This window comes from Roseateles aquatilis (assembly GCF_002205645.1).
In the GTDB taxonomy this organism is placed as follows: Bacteria; Pseudomonadota; Gammaproteobacteria; order Burkholderiales; family Burkholderiaceae_C; genus Roseateles; species Roseateles aquatilis.
Genome location: NZ_NIOF01000001.1, coordinates 1,136,154 through 1,156,780, shown reverse-complemented (window position 1 = coordinate 1,156,780; position 20,627 = coordinate 1,136,154). Strand labels below are relative to the sequence as shown.

General features: G+C 70.2%; 15 protein-coding genes. 8 read left to right on the top strand and 7 right to left on the bottom strand.

The genetic code is table 11. The annotated features are described in order from the left end of the window. Positions 1-20 precede the first annotated feature (20 nt). Genes CDN99_RS04940 through CDN99_RS04910 form a run of 7 tightly spaced genes read right to left on the bottom strand, consistent with a single transcriptional unit; the run spans position 21 to position 10,266 of the window. On the bottom strand, positions 21-2,996 hold the full coding sequence (locus CDN99_RS04940; RefSeq protein WP_088383055.1) for a response regulator: 2,976 nt from the start codon (positions 2,994-2,996) through the stop codon (positions 21-23). After that, complete coding sequence (gene cheB, locus CDN99_RS04935; protein ID WP_238139358.1) at positions 2,993-4,147, bottom strand: chemotaxis-specific protein-glutamate methyltransferase CheB; 1,155 nt, start codon at positions 4,145-4,147, stop codon at positions 2,993-2,995. Before cheB ends, CDN99_RS04940 begins: the two co-directional genes overlap by 4 nt. Next, entirely contained in the window at positions 4,144-6,213 is a 2,070-nt protein-coding gene (locus tag CDN99_RS04930) for a hybrid sensor histidine kinase/response regulator (protein WP_088383053.1), read from the bottom strand. The genes cheB and CDN99_RS04930 overlap by 4 nt, the downstream gene beginning before the upstream one ends. A gap of 45 nt (positions 6,214-6,258) precedes the next feature. Then, positions 6,259-7,719 (bottom strand): CHASE3 domain-containing protein, encoded by a 1,461-nt coding sequence (locus CDN99_RS04925; protein WP_088383051.1) that lies wholly within the window; start codon positions 7,717-7,719, stop codon positions 6,259-6,261. Between the two features lie 14 nt (positions 7,720-7,733). Then, positions 7,734-8,330 carry a chemotaxis protein CheW gene (locus CDN99_RS04920; RefSeq protein WP_088383049.1) on the bottom strand — a complete coding sequence of 199 codons (597 nt, stop codon included), beginning with the start codon at positions 8,328-8,330 and terminating at the stop codon, positions 7,734-7,736. Next, entirely contained in the window at positions 8,327-9,775 is a 1,449-nt protein-coding gene (locus CDN99_RS04915; protein ID WP_088383047.1) for a CheR family methyltransferase, read from the bottom strand. The genes CDN99_RS04920 and CDN99_RS04915 overlap by 4 nt, the downstream gene beginning before the upstream one ends. After that, on the bottom strand, positions 9,772-10,266 hold the full coding sequence (locus CDN99_RS04910) for a chemotaxis protein CheW (protein WP_088383045.1): 495 nt from the start codon (positions 10,264-10,266) through the stop codon (positions 9,772-9,774). Before CDN99_RS04910 ends, CDN99_RS04915 begins: the two co-directional genes overlap by 4 nt. Before the next feature lie 270 nt (positions 10,267-10,536). On the opposite strand from CDN99_RS04910, the gene CDN99_RS04905 reads away from it, so the two are divergent. From CDN99_RS04905 to CDN99_RS04870, 8 genes are all read left to right on the top strand, one after another. Next, positions 10,537-11,286: a TetR/AcrR family transcriptional regulator gene (locus CDN99_RS04905; RefSeq protein ID WP_238139357.1), complete on the top strand. Its 750-nt coding sequence runs from the start codon at positions 10,537-10,539 to the stop codon at positions 11,284-11,286. Positions 11,287-11,340: 54 nt separating this feature from the next. After that, a complete protein-coding gene (locus tag CDN99_RS04900) occupies positions 11,341-13,131 on the top strand; it encodes an acyl-CoA dehydrogenase C-terminal domain-containing protein (protein ID WP_088383043.1) in 1,791 nt (596 codons plus the stop codon). Positions 13,132-13,286: 155 nt separating this feature from the next. Further along, entirely contained in the window at positions 13,287-13,742 is a 456-nt protein-coding gene (locus tag CDN99_RS04895; RefSeq protein ID WP_088383041.1) for a DUF2147 domain-containing protein, read from the top strand. Between the two features lie 58 nt (positions 13,743-13,800). Beyond that, positions 13,801-16,197, top strand: coding sequence for a 3-hydroxyacyl-CoA dehydrogenase/enoyl-CoA hydratase family protein (locus CDN99_RS04890; protein WP_088383039.1), 2,397 nt, complete (start codon positions 13,801-13,803; stop codon positions 16,195-16,197). 178 nt (positions 16,198-16,375) lie between these two features. Next, positions 16,376-17,590, top strand: a complete 1,215-nt coding sequence (locus CDN99_RS04885; RefSeq protein WP_088383037.1) for an acetyl-CoA C-acyltransferase — start codon at positions 16,376-16,378, stop codon at positions 17,588-17,590. Between the two features lie 162 nt (positions 17,591-17,752). Beyond that, positions 17,753-18,604 carry an alpha/beta hydrolase family protein gene (locus CDN99_RS04880; RefSeq protein ID WP_088383035.1) on the top strand — a complete coding sequence of 284 codons (852 nt, stop codon included), beginning with the start codon at positions 17,753-17,755 and terminating at the stop codon, positions 18,602-18,604. A gap of 82 nt (positions 18,605-18,686) precedes the next feature. Next, the gene (locus tag CDN99_RS04875; protein ID WP_088383032.1) at positions 18,687-19,448 is read left to right on the top strand and encodes an enoyl-CoA hydratase; all 762 of its coding nucleotides are present in this window, start codon (positions 18,687-18,689) and stop codon (positions 19,446-19,448) included. A 465-nt stretch (positions 19,449-19,913) separates the two neighbouring features. Continuing rightward, on the top strand, positions 19,914-20,621 hold the full coding sequence (locus tag CDN99_RS04870; RefSeq protein ID WP_088383030.1) for a hypothetical protein: 708 nt from the start codon (positions 19,914-19,916) through the stop codon (positions 20,619-20,621). Positions 20,622-20,627: the final 6 nt, after the last annotated feature.

The following is a 20,627-nucleotide window of genomic DNA, read 5'->3' as shown; positions in this document are numbered from 1 at the left end:
CGGGCTCCCGGTGTCAGGCATCAATCGTCGAGGGGATCGAGATCGCCCCAGCTGGTGCGGCTGATCGCGCGCTTGACCTCGTCCATGAAGTGCCCCTGCGGACCGGACGCGGCGCGCTCGCCCGAGGGTAGCACCGGCGCCGGGCCGGCCGCGGCATCGGCGGCCTGCCGGGCCGTGGCGCGTTGCACATGCCGGTTGAGCAGCTCGCGGTCGCGCACGCTGAGCTGCGACGCGGCCACGACGATCACCGGGATCGCCGCCGTCAGCGGATCACGCTGCAGCGCCTCGACGACGCCGATGCCGTCGACCTCCGCCATCAGCAGGTCCAGCACGATCAGGTCGGGCACATGGCGCCGCGCCAGCTCGATGCCCTCCTTGCCGCCGGTCGCGCGCAGCACGGAGAACCCCGGCTGCGACAGGTGCGCGCTGAGCGACTGCAGCTCGCCCGGCGCCTCGCTGATCGCCAGCACCAGGAACTTGCGCGTCGCCGTCGGCTTGAAGCCGAGCATCTCCAGCTCCTGCGTCAGCGCCTGCCGGCTGACCGGCTTGTGCAGCACCGCCGACGCGCCCAGCGACAGCGCCACCTCCTGCCCCGCGTCCACCGACACCACCACCACCGGGATGTGCGCCCAGCCCGGCAGGTTCTTCAGGCGCGACAGCAGCTCCCAGCCGTCCAGGCCGGGGAGGTTGACCTCCAGCGTGATCAGGTCGGGCCGCAGTTGGTGGGCCAGCCGCAGCGCTTCCTCGGACGAGCCGACATGCCGGACGCGAAAGCCCGCCGACTTGAGCTGCGACTGCATCAGCGCCGCCGCCTGCGGGTTGTGCTCGATGACCAGGGCCAGCGGCCGCTCGCCCTGCTCGTCCGGCAGGACGACGTCGGGCATCACCGGCTCGCGCCAGGGCAGCCAGCAGGTGAAGCAGCTGCCCGTGTCCGGCTGGCTGCTCACCGCCACCGCGCCGCCGTGCAACTGCACCAGCCGCGCCACCGTCGCCAGGCCCAGGCCGGTGCCTTCGACCTTGTGCGTCAGCACGTTCTTGATCTGGTTGAAGGGCTGGAACAGCCGCTCCAGGCTCTCGCCCGGAATGCCGATGCCGCTGTCGGTGATGCTGATCTGGACGAATTCGTCGTACTCGCTCTCGGGCAGGTCGGACCGCCGCCCGGTCGCGAAGCCGGGCAGCGCCTCGCGGGCCCGGGCCCGCGGCACGCGCCGCGCCTCCAGCCGGATGTTGCCGCCCTTGGGCGTGAACTTCGCGGCGTTGGACAGCAGGTTGTAGATGATCTGCCGCAGCCGGCGCCGGTCCACGCACAGGCGCTGGCCGCCGCCGACGCCGAAGAACGTCATCTCGATGTCGCCGAGCCGGGCGCGCTCCTGCACGATCGCCAGCGCGTCGCGCAGCAGTTCGTCCAGGTCCACCGGCTCGATGTCCAGGTCGACGCGGCCGGCCTCGATCTTGGCCATGTCCAGCAGGTCGTTGACCAGCGAGAGCAAGTGCTGCCCCGCGTTGTGGATGTGGTTGCAGAACTCGGACTGGCGCTCGCTGACCGGGCCGGCGGCGCCGTCGCGCATCAGCTGCGCGAAGCCGATCACCGCGTTCAGCGGCGTGCGCAGCTCATGCGACATCGTCGACAGGAACGCGGTCTTGGCGCTGCTGGCGCGGCTCAGCTCCGCGTTGAGCTGCTCCAGCGCGTCGTTGCGCTGCTGCAGCGCGGCCAGCAGCTCGGCGCGGCTGTCCGCCAGGTCGCGGGCGGCGCGCGCCTCGGCGGCCTCCATGGCGCTGTTGTGCAGCTCGGCGTGCATGCGCCGGGCCTCGTCCTCGAACTGCTTGCGGCGCAGTTGCGCGCGCAGCCGGGCCTTGAGCAGCTCGACCTCGCCGTTGGCCTTGACGATGTAGTCGTCGGCGCCGGTCTCCAGCCCGGCGAGCATCGCCTCGCGGCCGTCGAAGGCCGTCAGCAGCAGCACCGGGATGTCGCGCAGCGCTGGCGCCGCCTTGATGCGGCGGCAGGTTTCGAGCCCGCCGATGCCGGGCATCTGCACGTCCAGCAGGATGGCGTCGACGGCCTGCACCGCCAGCAGCTCCAGCGCCTGCTCGCCATGGCTGGCGGCGATGACGTCGTAGCCGTCGTCGCGCAGCGTGGCGCCGAGTTCGGCCAGCACGTTGGCGCTGTCGTCGACCAGCAGCAGCCGCTTCGGGCCGAGCAGGCTGGCGCCGTGCTCCGGCAGGCTGGCCTTGGCGCTGCGCAGCATCGCCGCGACCCGGGCCAGGATCAGGTCCACGTCGTCCTGCTTGCGCGCGAAGGCGTCGGCGCCGGCCTCCAGCGCGCTCAGCTCGGCTTCCGGGCCCTCGTCGGCGGTCAGCAGCAGGCAGGGCGTGTGGCGCAGCGCCGGGTCCAGGCGCAGGCGGCGGATCACGGCCGCCCCATCGAGGCCCGGCATGTGCTGGTCGACGATCACCGCGTTGGGCCGCAGCGCGGCGGCTTGCCGCAGGCCGTCCTCGCCGTGCGTGGCGGTGTGGATCAGATAGCCGCTGGGTTCGAGCGCATCGCGCAGCGCTTCGCGGAAGGTCTCGCTGTCGTCGATCAGCAGCACGCTGGCCTGCTGCGGCCAGGCGGTCGACAGGCGCGCCTGGCGCTGGCGCACCAGCTCGCGCGAACGGTCGACGACGTAGAGCCGGTCGTAGGGCTTGCCGACGTACTCGTCGGCGCCGTGCGCGAGGCCGCGCAGCCGGTCGCTGGCCTGCGACGCGCTCGACAGGATCAGCACCACGCACTCGGCGCCTCCGGGCGCGGCGCGCAACTCGGCCAGCCAGGCGGCGCCGTCGCCGTCCGGCAGCAGGTTGTCCAGCAGTACCAGCGACGGCGTGCCCTGCGCGAGCGCCGCGCGGGCCTGCGCCAGCGTCGCGCATTCGATGCAGTCGAAGCCGGCGTCGTCCAACGCTTCGCGCAGGTCCATGCGCACCGTCAGACTATCCTCGACGATGAAGGTTCTTGCATTCATGTTCGGGCCCCTCCCCAGGCCGTACCGCTCAGGCCCATGAGGGCGGGGCCGATGTCGTTCAGCGGCAGGACGCGGTCGGCGGCGCCCAACTGGGCGGCCTCGCGCGGCATGCCGTAGACCATGGAGCTGGCCTCGTCCTGGGCCAGCGTCGCGCCGCCCGCGCGCCGGATCGCCAGCAATCCCTGCGCGCCGTCGCGGCCCATGCCGGTCAACAGCGCCGCGGCGACGCCGGCGCCGAGCTCGGCGGCCAATGACTCGAACAGCACGTCCACCGACGGCCGGCAGGAGTGGCGCGGCGGCGCGTGGCTGAGCTGCAGTTGTCCGGCACGCAGCACCAGGTGCGAATCCGGCGGCGCGAGGATCACCTGGCCGGCGAGCTCGCGCAGCGCCTCGCCGCCCTGGGCGTAGCGCACGCGGTGCGGCGTCTGCGCGTCCAGCCATTCGGCGAAGCCGCGGCTGAAGACCGCATTGATGTGCATCACGATGAGCACCGGCAGCGGCGCCGGCGGCGGCAGCGACTGCAGGATCTTCATCAGCGCGCCCGGCCCGCCGGTGGACGCGCCCAACGCCAGCAGCGTGCGCCGCGCCGGCGGCACGGGCGTCGCGGCGGGCACCGACGGCCGGCCGGGCATGCGGGCGCGCACATGCGTGATCACGCGGATGCGCGCCACCAGCCGCAGCAGCGTGAGGTAGCGGCGCTCCCACTCGCCCTCGGGCTGGGTGCCGCTGGGTTTCTCCAGCACCTCGACGGCGCCGGCGGCCAGCGCCTCATAGGTGCGCAGCAGCTCGCCGCGGTTGGTCGACGAGGACACGATCAGGATCGGCGTCGGGCAGTGGGCCATGATGGCCTCGGTCGCGGCCTGGCCGTCCATGACGGGCAGCATCATGTCCATCGACACGACGTCCGGCCGCAGCCGCTGGCACAGCGCCACGGCCTGGACGCCGTCGTGGGCTTCGCCGACGATCTCGATGTCGGCCTGCGCGGACAGCACCTCGCGGATGTGCGCCATCACCGTGATCGAGTCCTCGACGACGAGCACCCGCAGTGGCTTGCCGGCCCTCGGATCGGCGGGCCCGAGTCCGTCGCCGCCCGTGTCGGACGCGCCGCCCAGGCCGCCGATGCCCGCTCCCATGCCCATGCCTGGACTCATGCCGGCGCTCCCTCCGCCCGATCCTCGGCGGCCGAGCCCGCGCCGCCGACCGAGCGGGCCACGAGCCGCGCGACCTGCGCCAGGAACTCGTTCTGCGCGAACTCGCCCTTGACGATGTAGCCGTCCGCGCCGACGCTCTTGCCGCGGGCCAGGTCCTCGGGCGCGTTGCGCGAGGTGACCAGCACGGCGGAGATGTCCCGCAGCGCGTCGTCCTGGCGGATGCGGGTCACGAATTCGAAGCCGTCCATGCCCGGCATCTCCACGTCCACCAGGATCAGCGCGTAACGCTCGCGGCGCGCCGCCTCCAGGCCGTCCTCGGCGGACGCGGCCATGTGGACGCGGTAGCCGGCGGCCTCCAGGATGCTCTGCTCCAGCATGCGGGTGGTGAGCGAGTCGTCGATGACCAGGATGGTCTCGGTGCGCGGCACCGCGGCGACCGGCCGCGGGCGCGCGCCGCGCGCGGCGGCGACCAGGCCCTCGGGCGACAGCACCGGCACCGGTTGCTGCGCCGCGTCCAGCGCCAGTCCCGCGATCAGCGGGGCGGCCGGCAGCAATGACGGCGGCGGCCGCAGCACCACGCTGGACACGCCGTCCAGCGCGTCCACGCCGAGCGCGGCGCGCTGTCCGCCGCCACGCACGATCAGCGCCGAGCGCGGCGCGCCCGGTGCCGCGGCGGCACCCGCGGGCCGCAGCACGTCGGTCAGCGTCAGGTGGGGCAGCAGCTCGTCGTCGACGGCGATGTGCTGGCCGTTCAGCACCGGACGTTGCAGCACGCATTCGACCGCTTCCAGCGGAATCCACGCCGACAGCCCGCCGGCGCGGACCTGGATCGCCCGCAGCGCCGCGAGCTGCAGCGGCACGCGCAGCTCGACGGTGGTGCCCTCGCCGCGCCGGCTGCGCAGCGTCAGGCGGCCGCCGAGGCGGTCCGCCGTGTCGCGGACCAGGTCCATGCCGACGCCGCGCCCGGCCAGCGCGTCCACGCGCGGCGCGGTGCTGAGGCCGCCCCGCAGCAGGCGCGCGACAAGGGCCTCGTCGTCCAGCCGTTCGGCATCGACGATGCCCTTGGCGACAGCGGTGCGGCGCACCCCGTCGAGGTCGAGTCCGGCGCCGTCGTCGGTGCAACTGAACAGCACCTCGCGACCCCGCCGCTCGACGCCCAGATCGATGCGGCCTTGCGCCGGCTTGCCGGCGGCGGCGCGATCGGCCGGACGCTCGATGCCATGCGCGACGGCGTTGCGCACCATCTGCACCAGCGCGCCCAGCACCGTGTTCAGCACGGCGCCCTCCAGCTTCACCTCACCGCCGACGCCGCTGAAGCGCACCTGCTTGTCCTGCGAGCGCGCGGCGTCGCGGGCCGCGCGTTGCAAGGGCGCGAACAGCAGCGACGCGGGCAGCAGCCGCAGTTGCTCGGCGCTGTCGCGCAGCGCGACCAGCTCGCGGCCGATCTGGCGAGTGGCGCGTTCGAGCTGATCCTCGATGCGCGCCAGCGGTCCGGCCAGGGCTTCCTGTCCGCCGTTCAGCGTCGATCGCAGCTCGCGCACCAGCGCCACGGCGCGCTCGACCGGCGCCAGATGGCCCTGCGTCTGCGCGATGTTGCCCAGCACCGCGTCGAGCTCCTCCGGCAGCAACTGCGGGATGTCCAGCAGCGGCATGTTGGCGCCGTCGTCGGTCGATGGGACGTCGTTGCCCGCGGGCGCGGCGGCGCGCGGCGTCTGTCCGGTCCCGACGGCGGACGTCGACGGACTCGCCGGCGCTCCCGGGTCCAATCCCGCGATCGCGCCGGTCGCCGCGTCGATCAGCGCCAGCAGCGCGTCGAGTTCGGAACGGCCGGGGGTGACGCCACCGTCCCGCAGCGGAGTCAGCAGGTCCTCGATCTCATGGGCCTTCGCGGCGATGCCGGGCTGCCGCACCACGCTGGCCGCGCCCTTGAGCGTGTGGGCCAGCCTCAGCAGCCGCGCCGGCAGGTCCGGCATCGGCGCGTGTTCCGCGGCGAGCACGGCCTCGCCCATCTGTCGCAGCAGATCGCGCGCCTCGACGCGGAAGAAGCGGTAGGGGTCCTTGGCCACGGCGTGCGTTCCTGCGTTCGGCGGCGGTGGGCGCGACGCGGGCCGTCAGGCCGGCTGGGCCTGGACCAGGCGCAGCAGGTCGCGGGACATTTCCGCCAGCTCGGTCGCGGTCTGCGAGGTCTGGCCGGAGCTGGCCTCGGTCTCGCGCGAGGCCTGCGCGGTGTTGGACAGCGCCACGTTCAACTGCTCGACGGCGGTGGCCTGCTGCTTGGTGGAGAGCTCGATCTCGCGCGCCGCCTCGGTGGTCGTCACCACCAGGCCGGCGATGCGGCCGAAGGTGCCGGCCACCTCGTCGAACTGGCGCGCGCCCGCGTCGACGGCCTTGGAGCCCGTCTCCGTCGCCATCACCGTGGTGTTGACGGCGCCGCGCATGTCGTCGATCTGGACGCGGATCTCCTTGGTCGACGCGGTCATGCGGTCGGCCAGCTTGCGGATCTCGTCGGCCACCACGCTGAAGCGCCGGCCCGCGTCGCCGGCCACGGTCGCCTCGATGGTGGCGTTGATGGCCAGGATGTTGGTCTGCTCGGCCAGCTCGCTGACCAGGTCCAGCACCACGCCGATCTGCTGCGACTTGCGGCCCAGGTCCAGCATGTGGTCGACCACGAGGTCGATCTGGCGCCGCATCGCGGCGATGGTCTCGCGCGCCGCCTGCAGCGTGCCGTCGCCGCCGCGCGCGAAGCTGGCGGTCTGCTCGGCGAAGACGACGACGCGCTGCGCGCTGTCGGCGATCTGGCGCGAGGTGGCGAGCAGCTCGGAGATGGTCGTGGCGATCTCGGTCATCGACGTGGCGGTCTCGCGCGCGCCGGCCGCCTGCTGGTTGGCGGCGGCCTGCAGCTCGGCCGACGAGCGCTGCACGTGCCGCACCGCCAGCCCGACCTGCCCGCTCAGCGCGCGGCTCAGCGTCAGCGCGGCCACCAGCACCAGCAGCGCGCCCGCCACCGTGCCCCACACGATGGCATTGCGCACGCCGGAGGCCGCCTGCTCGACCTCCTGCGCGCGCAGCTTCAGCAGGTCGCCTTCCTCGTCCTCCATCTGGGCGATGACGGTGCGCAGCTCATCCATGCGGCGCTTGCCCTCGCCCATGCGGACCTGCCGCGTCGCGGCCTCCTCGCCGCTGTTCTTGCGCAGGTCGATGCGGTCCTTGTGCATGTTCAGCAGGTTGTCGATCATGATCGCCGCCTGGTTGAGGCGGGTCTGCTGCGCGGGGTTGTCCCGGATCAGCGGACGCAGCTCCGCCAGCACGCGGGGCACGTCCGCGAGGGCGGTGCGATAGGGTTCGAGGTAGGTGTCGTCGCCGGTCAGCATGTAGCCGCGCTGGCCGGTCTCGGCATCCTTCATCGCGCTGAGCAGCGAGGTGATGTGGCCCATCGCCGCATGGGTGCGGGTGACCTGGTAGCTGTTCTGCGTCAGGATCTCGACGCCGCGGTAGGACAGGGCCCCGATCAGCACCAGCAAGGCGAAGGACAGGGCGAAGCCCACCGCCAACTTTCTGCCGAATGTCCACATGAACGCTCTCCCTATCAATGGTCGATCTTGTCGGTGATCGTGTCGCCGGTCGCCGAGGTCGCCGCGGCCGCTCCGGTGACGGCGCGGCCGGCCTCGTGGCCCGTGTCGTGATGTCCGTTCAGGTCGCCCGCCACGCCGGCGATCACGTCGTCCAGCTCGATCAACGGGCGCAGCGCGCCGCCGCAGCGCACCGCCCAGCCGGTGCCGGTGGCGTCGCTCTGCTGCAGCCGGTCGCCCTGGGCGAGCCGCCACTGGCCCTCGAAGTCCTCGACGGCCAGCGCCAGCGGCGCCGCGCGCGCCACCACCCACCAGCGCGTCGTCGGCGCCGGGCCGCGGCCCATCAGCGCCTGCAGGTCGTACAGGGGCAACACCTGGCCCTGATGGCCGATCAGACCGAGCAGCCCGGGCGCGGTGGCGGGATAGGGGGCGGCGGTCATGGCGGGCATCAGTCCGGCCAGATCGGCCAAGTTCAGGGCGAACGGGTCGCCGGCAATCCGTATGCCCAGCACGTCGACCGCGGCGTCGTCGTCGCGGTGGCGTTGCGGATCGGCGAAGGCGCGGTCGAAGTTGTCTCGCCATTCGCCCAACTGCCGGCGGATGTCCTCGGTCATGCGCGGGCCTCCCCGATCTCGTCGCGGCACAGGCGCCGCAGGTCGTCACGTTCGAAGCCGCCACCGAAGCGCCGCAGCCGGTCCTCCGATTCGCCGTCGAGCAGCTCCAGCGCGCGACGCAGTTCGCGCCGTGCCGCGACGACCTCGCCGCGCCGGCGCGCCAGCAGTCCCAGCCGCAGGTGCGGCATCGCGAAGCCGGCATCCTTGGCGGCGGCGCGCTGGTGATTCCATTCGGCGGCGGGTAGTTGGCCGCGCTCCTCCATCGCCAGCGCCTGCAGGAAGAAGACCTCGGCCTGCAAGCCGGCCGGCGTCGTCGGCGAGATCAGCCGCGAGCAGGCGCGCAGGCCGTCCTCGATCTGGCCCGCCTCGACCAGCAGCAACGCTTCGTCGAGCAGCGCCAGCTCACCGGGCTCGGTGTCCGGCGCGGCGGAGGACGCCATGGACGCCACGCGGTGGGCGACCGGCGGCGCGGGCGGCATCGCGTGCTCGCGCCCGACGTCCGCCTGCGACATCGGCGGCCACGGGAACGGCCATTCGCGCCGGGCCTCGTGGGCGGCGTCGCGTTGATAGAAAAAGCAGCCGCGCGATTGCCGCAGCGCCAGCGCGTCGGTGTGGCCGCGCAGCGTCTCGGCATGGCCCAGGAACAGCACGCCGCCCGGCGCCAGCGCGCCGGTGAGGTTGCGGATCGCCTGGCTCAGCGCGCCCGGCTCCAGGTACATCAACACATTGCGGCAAAAGATGACGTCGAAGCTGCCCGGCGCCCAGAAGAGCGGATCGGGCAGGCCGAGGTGGCGGGGCTCGAAGCGCACGCGCTCGCGGATGGACGGCAGCGGCCTCCACGCGTCGCCGTCCGGTGTCGCGCCCTGCGGGTCACCGGCCGGCCGGTCGACGCGGCGGAACCAGAGGTGGCGCAACTCCGGCGGCGTCGCGCGCAGGCTCCATTCACCGTATCGGGCATCGAGCGCGCGTGCGATCACCGCCGGGTTCAGGTCCACGGCCAGCACGTCCCAGTCGATGCCCTGCGCCGCCAGGCCGGCGCGCTGCAGCGTGATCGCCAGCGTGTAGGCCTCCTCGCCCGAGGCGCAGCCGGCCGACAGCACGCGCAGCCGACGCGGCTTCGTGGACGCGAGCGCCGCGTCCCCGGCCAGGCGTTGCGTCAGCGCGGGCAGCAGGTCGAAGCGCAGCGCGTCGAACTGCTCGGGGTGGCGGAAAAAGAAGGTCTCGCCGACGGTCAACTCGCCGGCCAGCGCGTCGAGCTGGTCGCGCGTGGGCGCCAGCTCCATCCGGTCCAGCAACGCCGTCGCGCCGATCGGGCCGGCGACGCGGCCCAGCGCCGTCGTCAGGCGACTGTCCTGGCGCTCGTCGAACTGCAGCCCCAGCCGCGCGGCGAGCAACGCGCGAAGTCGCGGCAGCTGGGCGGGGTCCAGCGGCTCGGGCCGCGTCATGAGGCAGCCCCGGCGCGGGCACCGGCGGCGGCGGCCGGCGCCGCGGACAACGCCGCGAGCCAGTCGTCGGGCAGCAGGCGGGCATGGTCCAGCACCGCGATCAATTCGTCGTCGCGCTCCGCCAGCGCTGCCACGGCGGCATGCGAGCGGTCCTGCAACAAAGGGGGGAGGGCGCGCGCCGCCTCGGCGGGGAGCGTGTGCACGCCCAGCACCTCCGCCACGGCCAGCACCACGCGATGGCCGCCCGCGCGCAGCAGCACGTACCGATGCACCGGCGCCGCGGCCAGGCCCAGCAGGCCCGCCAGATCGACGACCGGCAGCCAATCGCCGCGGATGCGCGCGAGACCCTGGACATGCACGACCGGCGCCGCGAGCGGACGCAACGGCTGCGGACGCAGCGTCTCCTCCACATCCTGCAGCGGCAGGCCGCAAAGCCGGGATTGAACCCGACACACCAGAATCCGAATCACGCCATTCGATGGCTTGTGCATTCTTCTGGCTCCCTTTTTTGCCAGTCTATGCCCGCGACTCCCGCGCGGGCGTTGCCGAAGGTCACTGGACCTCCTCTGGGCAGGTGGCTCGCCAGAGTCGCGCAGAATCAGCACAAACAGGGGGTGGGTAAACCCTAGATTCACGAGCGGGTCGCGCCACTCGTCGAGACTTTTAGGTCCCGGACACTAAAAAAGGGTGGTCAAGGATTGCGTTTCCGGGGTGGAAGTCTGCAAAATAGAACGATCGTTCGTTTTATTATTCCGGGCACCGTGTCCACCTCCTCCCCCTTCATCGCTTCCAAGCCCGCCGCGACGGCTCGCCGCGGCACGCGTTCGCTGCAGAAGGGCCAGCAGACCCGCGCCACCATCCTGGACGCCGCGCTGGGACTGGCGTCGCACATGGGGCTGGAGGGGCTGTCCATCGGCGCGCTCGCCGACGTGACGAAGATGAGCAAGTCCGGCGTGTTCGCCCATTTCGGCTCGCGCGAGGAACTGCAGATCGCGGTGGTGCGCGAGTATCACGCCAAGTTCGAGGAAGAGGTCTTCTACGCCGCGATCCGCCAGCCGCGCGGCCTGCCGCGCCTGCGCGCGCTGTTCGAGCGCTGGGTGCACCGCACCTCGCTGGAGGTGGACTCGGGCTGCATCTACATCAGCGGCGCGGTCGAGTTCGACGACCGGCCCGGGCCGGTGCGCGAGGCGCTGGTCGGCATGGTGCGCGACTGGCACGCCGCGATCCGCAAGGCCATCCTGCTGGCGCAGGACTGCGGCCACCTCGTGCCGGGCGCGGACCCGGACCAGATCCTGTTCGAGATGCACGGGCTGATCCTGTCCCTGCATCACGACGCGCGTTTCCTGCGCAGCCCGGGCGCGTTGGCGCGTGCCCGCACGGGGCTGGAACGCATCCTCGACAGTTTCGCCACGCCGGCCGGCCGCACCGCGGACGCGCAGGCCCGGCAACCCAAGTCTCCGTCGGCGCCGAGCGCCGCGGCCGCGCCGGGCGCGGGCCGCAAGCGCGCCTGAGCCGGCCGAGTTTCCGCTATCCCACCCTTAGAACCAACGTCAGGAGAGTTCCTCATGCCTCAGTACAACCCGCCCCTGCGCGACATGAAGTTCGTGCTGCACGAGCTGCTGCACGCGGTCGACGAGCTGAAGCTGCTGCCCGCGCATGCCGAGGTCGATGAGGACACCATCAACGCCGTGCTGGAAGAGGGCGGCAAGTTCGCCGCCGAGGTGATCGCGCCGATCAACCTGTCGGGCGACGCCGAGGGTTGCACGCTGGACAAGACCACGCACGAGGTCAAGGCGCCCAAGGGCTTCAAGGAAGCCTACGCGCAGTACGTCGAAGGCGGCTGGCCCGCGCTGTCCTGCGACCCCGAGTACGGTGGCCAGGGGCTGCCGATCCTGCTCAACCAGTGCATGTACGAGATGATGAACTCGGCCAACCAGGCCTGGACGATGTACCCGGGCCTGAGCCACGGCGCCTACGAGGCGCTGCACGCGCACGGCACGCCGGAGCAGAAGTCGCTGTACCTGCCCAAGCTGACCTCGGGCGTGTGGACCGGCACCATGTGCCTGACCGAGCCGCATTGCGGCACCGACCTGGGCCTGCTGCGTTCCAAGGCCGAGCCGCAGGGCGACGGCACCTACAAGATCACCGGCCAGAAGATCTTCATCTCCGCCGGCGAGCACGACCTGGCCGAGAACATCATCCACCTGGTGCTGGCCCGCCTGCCGGACGCGCCGCAAGGCTCCAAGGGCATCTCGCTCTTCATCGTGCCCAAGTTCAAGGTGGGCGCGGACGGCGCCATCGGCGAGCGCAACCCGGTCTACTGCGGCGGCCTGGAACACAAGATGGGCATCCATGGCAACGCCACCGCGCAGATCGTGCTGGACGGCGCCGTCGGCACGCTGGTCGGCCAGCCCAACAAGGGCCTGCAAGCGATGTTCGTGATGATGAACGCCGCCCGCCTGGGCGTCGGCAACCAGTCGCTGGGCCTGACCGAGGTGGCGTACCAGAACGCCGTCGCCTACGCCAAGGACCGCATCCAGATGCGTGCGCTGTCGGGCCCGAAGGCGCCGGACAAGCCGGCCGATCCGATCATCGTCCACCCCGACGTGCGCAAGATGCTGCTGACCGCGCGCGCCTACGCCGAAGGCGGCCGCGCGCTGTCGGCCTACGTGGCGCTGCAGCTGGACAAGGCGCTGTCCAGCGACGACGCCGACGAGGCCAAGGCCTGCGAGGACGAAGTCGCGCTGCTGACCCCGATCATCAAGGCCTTCATCACGGACAACGGCTGGATCGCCACCTCGCACTGCATGCAGGTCTTCGGCGGCCACGGCTACATCCACGAGTGGGGCATGGAGCAGTACGTCCGCGACGCCCGCATCAACATGATCTACGAAGGCACGAACACCGTGCAGTCGCTGGACCTGCTGGGCCGCAAGATCCTGGGCAACAACGGCGCGACGCTGAAGAAATTCGGCAAGAAGATCGCCGAGTTCGTCGAGGAAGAGGGCACCAGCGAAGCGATGCAGGAGTTCATCAACCCGCTGGCCGACATCGGCGACAAGGTCACCAAGCTGACCACCGAGATCGGCATGAAGGCCTTCCAGAACCCCGACGAAGTGGGCGCGGCCGCGGTGGACTACCTGCGCGTCGTCGGCCACCTGTGCTTCGCCTACATGTGGGCGCGCATGGCCAAGCTGGCGCTGGAGAAGAAGGACGGCGGCGATCCGTTCTACACCGCCAAGCTGGCGACCGCGCGCTTCTACTTCGCCAAGCTGCTGCCGGAGACCGCGAGCCTGATCCGCACCGCCCGGGCCGGCCTGAACCCGCTGATGGAAATGGACGAGGCGCTGTTCTGACCCGCAGCGGCGCGGGCGTCCCCCGAGCGGGGCGCCCGCGTCCCCCCGACGCCCCTGATGGCGCGCGGGGATCCGCCGGCCGCGTTTGACGCGGCGCCGTCGGTCCCCGCAACATCGCCACCTTCCGCCGTACAGAAAAATTGGAGAGAGACACGATGAAACCGTTGTTCGCCACCGCTGTCGCCCTGGGCCTCGGCCTGTCCGCCAACCTGGCGCTGGCGCAGACCGCCACGTCGCCGGTCGGCGTCTGGAAGACGATCGATGACGAGTCCAAGCAGGAGCGCTCCACCGTGCGCATCAGCGAGGTCAATGGCGTCATGACCGGCAAGATCGAGAAGATCACCGACCCCACCAAGCAGGGCGCCAAGTGCGACGAGTGCGCCGACGATCGCAAGGGCCAGCCCATCATCGGCCTGACCATCATCCGCAACGTCAAGAAGAACACCGGCGACACCGAGCTCTGGGACGGCGGCGACATCCTCGACCCGAGCAACGGCAAGGTCTACCGCGTGCGGCTGCGTCCGATCGACGGCGGCCAGAAGCTCGAGGTGCGTGGATTCATCGGCATGCCACTGCTCGGCCGTACACAGACGTGGATCCGCGTGGAGTGACGCCGCGTCGCGTCATCGCCGCAATCCCTGCATTCCCAAGATGTTCATTGGAGAAACCATGAGTCGATTCCAAGTTCGCAAGGTCGCCGTGCTCGGCGCCGGCGTGATGGGCGCGCAGATCGCCGCCCATCTGGTCAACGTGAAGGTGCCGGTCGTGCTGTTCGACCTGCCCGCGAAGGAAGGTCCCAAGAACGGCATCGTGACCAAGGCCGTCGAGGGCCTGAAGAAGCTCAAGCCGGCGCCGCTGGGCGTGGCGGAGAACGCCGCGCTGATCCAGCAGGCCAACTACGAGGAGCACCTGGAGCTGCTCAAGGACTGCGACCTGATCATCGAGGCCATCGCCGAGCGCATGGACTGGAAGCTGGACCTGTACACGAAGATCGCGCCGTTCGTCGCGCCGCACGCGATCGTGGCGTCCAACACCTCGGGCCTGTCGATCACGAAGCTGTCCGAAGTCCTGCCGGAATCGATCAAGCCGCGCTTCTGCGGCATCCACTTCTTCAACCCGCCGCGGTACATGTACCTCGTCGAGCTGATCAACACGCCGACCACCAACCCGGAAGTCATCGACCAGCTGGAAAGCTTCGTGACCTCGGCCGTCGGCAAGGGCGTCGTGCGCGCCAACGACACGCCCAACTTCGTCGCCAACCGCGTCGGCATCGCCGGCATGATGGCCACGATGATCGAGGCCGAGAAGTTCGGCCTGTCCGTCGACGTCGTCGACGACCTGACCGGCAAGAAGCTGGGTCGCGCCTCGTCGGGCACCTTCCGCACCGCGGACGTGGTGGGCCTGGACACGATGGCGCACGTCGTCAAGACGATGCAGGACAACCTGAAGGACGACCCGTTCTATTCGACCTACGCCACGCCCAAGGTGCTGGCGGGCCTGATCGAGAAGGGCGCGCTGGGCCAGAAGGCCGGCGCCGGCTTCTACAAGAAGGTCGGCAAGGACATCCAGCGGCTGGACTTCGCCACCGGTGAATACGTCGCCGGCGGCGGCAAGGCCGAGGAGATCGTCGCGCGCATGCTGAAGAAGCCGGCCGCCGACCGCATCAAGCTGCTGCGCGAATCGACCAACCCGCAGGCGCAGTTCCTGTGGTCCATCCTGCGCGACTCGTTCCAGTACGTGGCCGTGCACCTGGACACCGTCGCCGACACCGCGCGCGAGATCGACTTCGCGATGCGCTGGGGCTTCGGCTCGCAGCAAGGTCCGTTCGAGCTGTGGCAGGCGGCGGGCTGGAAGCAGGTCGCCGAGTGGGTCAAGGCCGACATCGACGCCGGCAAGACGCTGTCGTCGGCGCCGCTGCCCGCCTGGGTGTTCGAAGGCCCGGTGGCCGAGAACGGCGGCGTGCATTCGAAGGACGGTTCCTGGAGCGCCGCCGAGGGCAAGTTCAAGCCGCGCGCCAAGCTGCCGGTGTACGAGCGCCAGGCCTTCCCCGAGGCGCTGGTCGGCGAAGGCGCCGTCGAGCCGCTGAAGGCCGGCACTGAGGAGTTCAAGAACGAGGAAGTGCGCGTCTGGTCGCTGGACGGCGAGGTGCTGATCGCCTCGATCAACGCCAAGCTGCACCTGATCAGCCCGACGGTGACCGAGGGCCTGCTGACGGCCGTCGAGATCGCCGAGGCCAAGTACAAGGGCCTGGTGATCTGGTCGCCGGACGACGTGTTCTCCGCCGGCGCCAACCTGGAGGCGCTGATGCCGGTCTTCATGACCAAGGGCGCCAAGGGCATCGCGCCGGAAGAGAAGAAGCTGCAGGACATGATGCTGCGCATCCGCTATGCCAACGTGCCGGTCGTCGCCGCGATGCGCGGCCTGGCGCTGGGCGGCGGCTGCGAGCTGGCGGTGCACTGCGCCCGTCGCGTCGCGCACATGGAGTCCTACGTCGGCCTGGTGGAAGTGGGCGTCGGCCTGATCCCGGGCGGCGGCGGCCTGACCTACATCGCGCGTCGCGCGGCGGAGATGGCCTCGGCCGGCAACGCGAACGCGGACATCTTCGCCTTCCTGAAGGACGGCTTCACCAACGCCGCGATGGCCAAGGTGGCGACCTCCGCGCTGGAAGCGCAGAAGCTGGGCTACCTGCTGGACAGCGACGTGATCGTCCCCAACAAGGACGAACTGCTGTTCATCGCCACGGCGCAGGCCAAGGCGATGGCGGACTCCGGCTACCGCGCGCCGCTGAAGGCCAGGTTCCAGGTGGCGGGCCGCTCCGGCATCGCGACCGTGAAGGCGCAACTGGCCAACATGCGTGACGGCGGCTTCATCAGCGCCCACGACTTCCACCTGGCCTCGCTGATCGCCGACGTGGTCTGCGGCGGCGAAGTGGAAGCCGGCTCGCTGGTGACCGAGGAGTACCTGATGTCGCTGGAGCGCAAGCACTTCTGCTCGCTGCTCGAGCACCCCAAGACTCAAGAGCGAATCATGGGCATGCTGCAGACCGGCAAACCGGTCCGCAACTGAGAGCGGGGGCTACTGCGCGAACGCCATGCGTCGTTGGTCGACTGCCCGGAATCCTCACGTACAGGAAGTACGTTCCGGTTCCTGCGCTTCGACCGCCTGGCCTGGCCTCCGCTCGCTACGCCCCGAGACATCGCTGCCTCGAATTCAAGATTTCCGCTGATCGTTGAAAGGATCAGAAATGAGCAAGCAAGTTCAAGACGCCTACATCTGTGCCGCCACCCGTCTGCCGATCGGCAAGTCGGGCCGGGGCTACTTCAAGAACACCCGGCCGGACGAGATGCTGTCCCGCGTGATCCAGGCCGCGATGGCCCAGGTGCCGGGCCTGGACCCGTCGGTGATCGAGGACGCCATCATCGGCTGCTCCTTCCCCGAGGGCGAGCAGGGCATGAACATCGCCCGCGTGGCCGCGGTGCTGTCGGGACTGCCGAACACGGTCGGCGGCGTGACGGTGAATCGCTACTGCGCCTCCGGCATCACCGCCCTGGCGATGGCGGCGGACCGCATCCGCGTCGGCGAGTCCGAGGTCATGATCGCCGGCGGCGTCGAGTCGATGTCCATGGTGCCGATGGGCGGCAACAAGCCGTCGTTCCCGCCCGCGATCTTCGAGCGTGACGAGAACATCGGCCTGGCCTACGGCATGGGCCTGACCGCCGAGAAGGTGGCCGACCAGTGGAAGGTGAGCCGCCAGGCGCAGGACGAGTTCTCGCTCGAATCGCACCGTCGCGCGCTCGCCGCCATCGAGGCCGGCCACTTCAAGGACGAGATCACGCCCTTCGAGATCAAGGACCGCCAGCCCGACCTGAACGGCGACGGCGTGATCGTCAAGAGCCGCACCGTCGACACCGACGAAGGTCCGCGCAAGGACACGTCGATGGAAGGCCTGGCCAAGCTCAAGCCGGTGTTCGCCGCCAAGGGCAGCGTCACGGCCGGCAACAGCTCGCAGACCTCGGACGGCGCGGGTGCGCTGATCGTGGCCTCGGAAGCCGCGGTGAAGCGTTTCGGCCTGACGCCGCTGGCGCGTTTCGTCTCCTTCGCCGTGCGCGGCGTGCCGCCCGAGATCATGGGCATCGGCCCGATCGAGGCCATCCCCGCCGCGCTGCGCCTGGCCGGCATCAAGGCCGAGGACCTGGGCTGGATCGAGCTGAACGAGGCCTTCGCCGCGCAATCGCTGGCCGTGCTGAACGACCTGGACAGCAAGGGCATCGTGCTGGACCGCAGCAAGGTGAACCCCAACGGCGGCGCGATCGCCCTGGGCCACCCGCTGGGCGCCACCGGCGCGATCCGTGCCGCCTCGGTGATCCACGGCCTGCGCCGCACCGGCGCCAAGTACGGCATGGTGACGATGTGCGTCGGCGCCGGCCAAGGCGCCGCGGGCATCATCGAGCGCTTGTAACAAGCACGACGCTCCGAAGTACGGTCCTGGCAGTCCATGGGACTCGCCGGGGCCGGAAGGCGCTGGGCTGGCCGCAGTGGGTCCGGGTAGTCCACGGGACTTGCCGGGGTCAATGACCCCACGCCAACCGCAAGTGGCGATGCCGGTCACCAGGAGATCGTGATGATCAGTTTCCGAGCGGAAGACGGATTCGAGCTCCAGGGCCATCTCCACGGAGACCCCGCGACCGCGAAGGCCGGCTTGCTGATCGCGCCGGCGATGGGTGTCGAGCAGCGCTACTACGCCGCCTTCGCCGACTGGATGGCCAGTCAGGGCTGGCTGGTGTTGAGCTTCGACTACCGCGGCATGGGCGCGTCCCGGCCGGCCGCGTTGAAGCGCTCGCTGCGCGGCCTGGACGCCGACATCCACACCTGGGCCGAGCGCGACGCCGCCGCGGCGCTGGCGCATCTGGACCGCCTGCTGGGCGACCGGCGCGAGATCCATTGGCTGGGCCACAGCCTCGGCGGCCAGATCCTGGGCATGCTTCCCAACCGCGCGCGTGTGTCCCGCGCCGTGACGATCGGTTGCGGCAGCGGCTATTGGCGCGAGAACTCGGCCGGGCTGCGGCGCTATGTCTGGTGGCTCTGGTATGTCGTGGTCCCGCTGGCGCTGCCGGTGTTCGGCTACTTCCCGGGCCGCAAACTGCGCAAGGTCGGCGACCTGCCGCGCGGCGTGATGGCGCAATGGCGACGCTGGTGCCTGGACCGCGAGTACATGATGGGCGAGGGCGGTGACGCGCTGCGCGCGCAGTACGCGGGATTGACGGCGCCGATGCTGTCGCTGGCGTTCACCGACGACGAGTTCATGTCCCGTCGCAACACCGAATCGCTGCACGGCTTCTACGCCGGCGCGCGGCCGGAGATGCGCCGCATCGCGCCCAAGGACATCGGCGAGCGCCGCATCGGCCATTTCGGTTTCTTCCGCGACCGTTTCCAGCGCAGCCTGTGGCCGCAGGTGAGCAACTGGCTGGCATGATCGCGGCCATTCGCATCTGACGCCCCGGACGCCCCAGTTGCGTCAGACGCATTCGACCCAGTTTTACCGAGGAGACAACTCCATGAGCATCAAGACCGCCATCGTCAACGGCGTGCAGACCCTCGAGATCGCACGTCCGGAAAAGAAGAACGCGCTGACCCGCGCGATGTACCAGGAGATGGCCGACACGCTGGTGGCCGCCAACGCCGACAACGCGGTGCGCGCGGTGTTGATCCAGGGCCAGCCCTCGATCTTCACGTCGGGCAACGACATTGAGGACTTCATGGGCAGCCCGCCGCGGGACGAGGACGCGCCGGTGTTCCAGTTCATGCGCGCGATGATCGGCTGCGACAAGCCCATCGTGGCGGCGGTGAACGGCGCGGCGATCGGCATCGGCACGACGATGCTGCTGCACTGCGACTTCGTCTACGTGGCCGACGACGCCCGCCTGGCGATGCCGTTCGTGAGCCTGGGGCTGGTGCCGGAGTTCGGCTCCAGCCTGATCGTGCCGCGTCTGATGGGCCAGCGCCGCGCCGCCGAGAAGCTGCTGCTGGGTGATCCGTTCACCGGCGAGCAGGCGGTGGAATGCGGCCTGGCCAATGCCGTGCTGCCGGCCGCCGAGGTGGTGGCCCAGGCGCGCCGCACCGCGGAGCGCTTCAACAAGCTGGCGCCCAGCGCCGTGCGCGAGAGCAAGAAGCTGATGCGCCGCGCGACGCAGGACGAGCTGCTGGAGACGATCAAGACGGAAGCCGAGATCTTCGGCGCCCGGCTGCGCAGCCCCGAGGCCGTCGAGGCCTTCCAGGCCTTCTTCCAGAAGCGGCAGCCGGACTTCTCGAAGTTCTGATCGACCGGGCGAGTCGGAACGACTCCGAACGATGCAAAGAGGGCGCCGCGGGCGCCCTCTTTGCATTGAGACGCGCATTCGGCAGGCGCGAGGGCGGATTCAATGGACCACGACGCGAGTCGCGGAGCGCCGCCACACGTCCAGGTGGAAGCTGCATGCAGCCCTACTGGAACGGGTCATTGGGTTCGACGACGCGGGCTGGAATCATGGGGCCATCGTTGTTGATGGGGTGAGTGATTTCATGGCGAAGAAGACTTCTCAACGGCTCGCGCCGCCAGCCGACCGCCACGTTGGAGCGAGCGGTGCAGCGCCCCTGTCGACCGAGCCGAGTTGGGCGTGGAAATGCGGCACGGTGACGCCCTACCCAGATGATCTGGGCGGCCCCATCAGTCCTCAAGAGGCCTTTGAGGCTGCCGTGAAAGCAGGCATCTACACGCCCAAGGGGAACTTGAGGAAGCCGTACAGATGACCGACGGATCTTTGGTGATCGCCTATCACGGCTGTGACATCACCGTGCGCGACAAGCTTGTCAAAGGAAGTCTCCGGGCACTTCGACCTTCGAAGAATCACTATGACTGGCTGGGCAGCGGCGTGTACTTTTTTCAGAACGATTGGCGACGGGCGATGGACTTCGCGATCGCCGCACGGGACAAGCCTACTGCGCTGTACGCCGCACAACCGATCGTGAGACCTGCGGTGGTGGGCGCCGTGCTCTGTGTGTCCAGATGGTTGGACCTGACCACGAGGCGTGGCCTGCAGACCTACTTGACAGCCTTCGACAGCCTGAGGGATCTGCGAGCAACGCAAGTGCGTCCGATGCCATTCAATCGGCCCGCGCACTTGGCGGATCGCACCATGCTGCTTCGATCGCTGGACTGTGCCGTGCTCAATCTGATCCACGAGCTGAGGGAGCAGCGGGGACTACCGCCCTACCAAGCGGTTCGAGCGGCGTTCTATCAGGGCGACTTGCTCGTGGAGGGGACGGAGTTCAGACGTGACACCCACGTGCAGATCGCGTTGAGGGAGCCGAGCTGCGTGATGGGCTGGTTCCTCCCCAACGAGGCTGACGTCGCAGCGTTGTCAGACGAAGAGCTGAAAGAAGCCGAGCTGGAACTCGACGACGCCATCCGCAGAAGGCGTGCAAACAAACCGCGAATCAGGCTCCCCGCTTGACCGCTG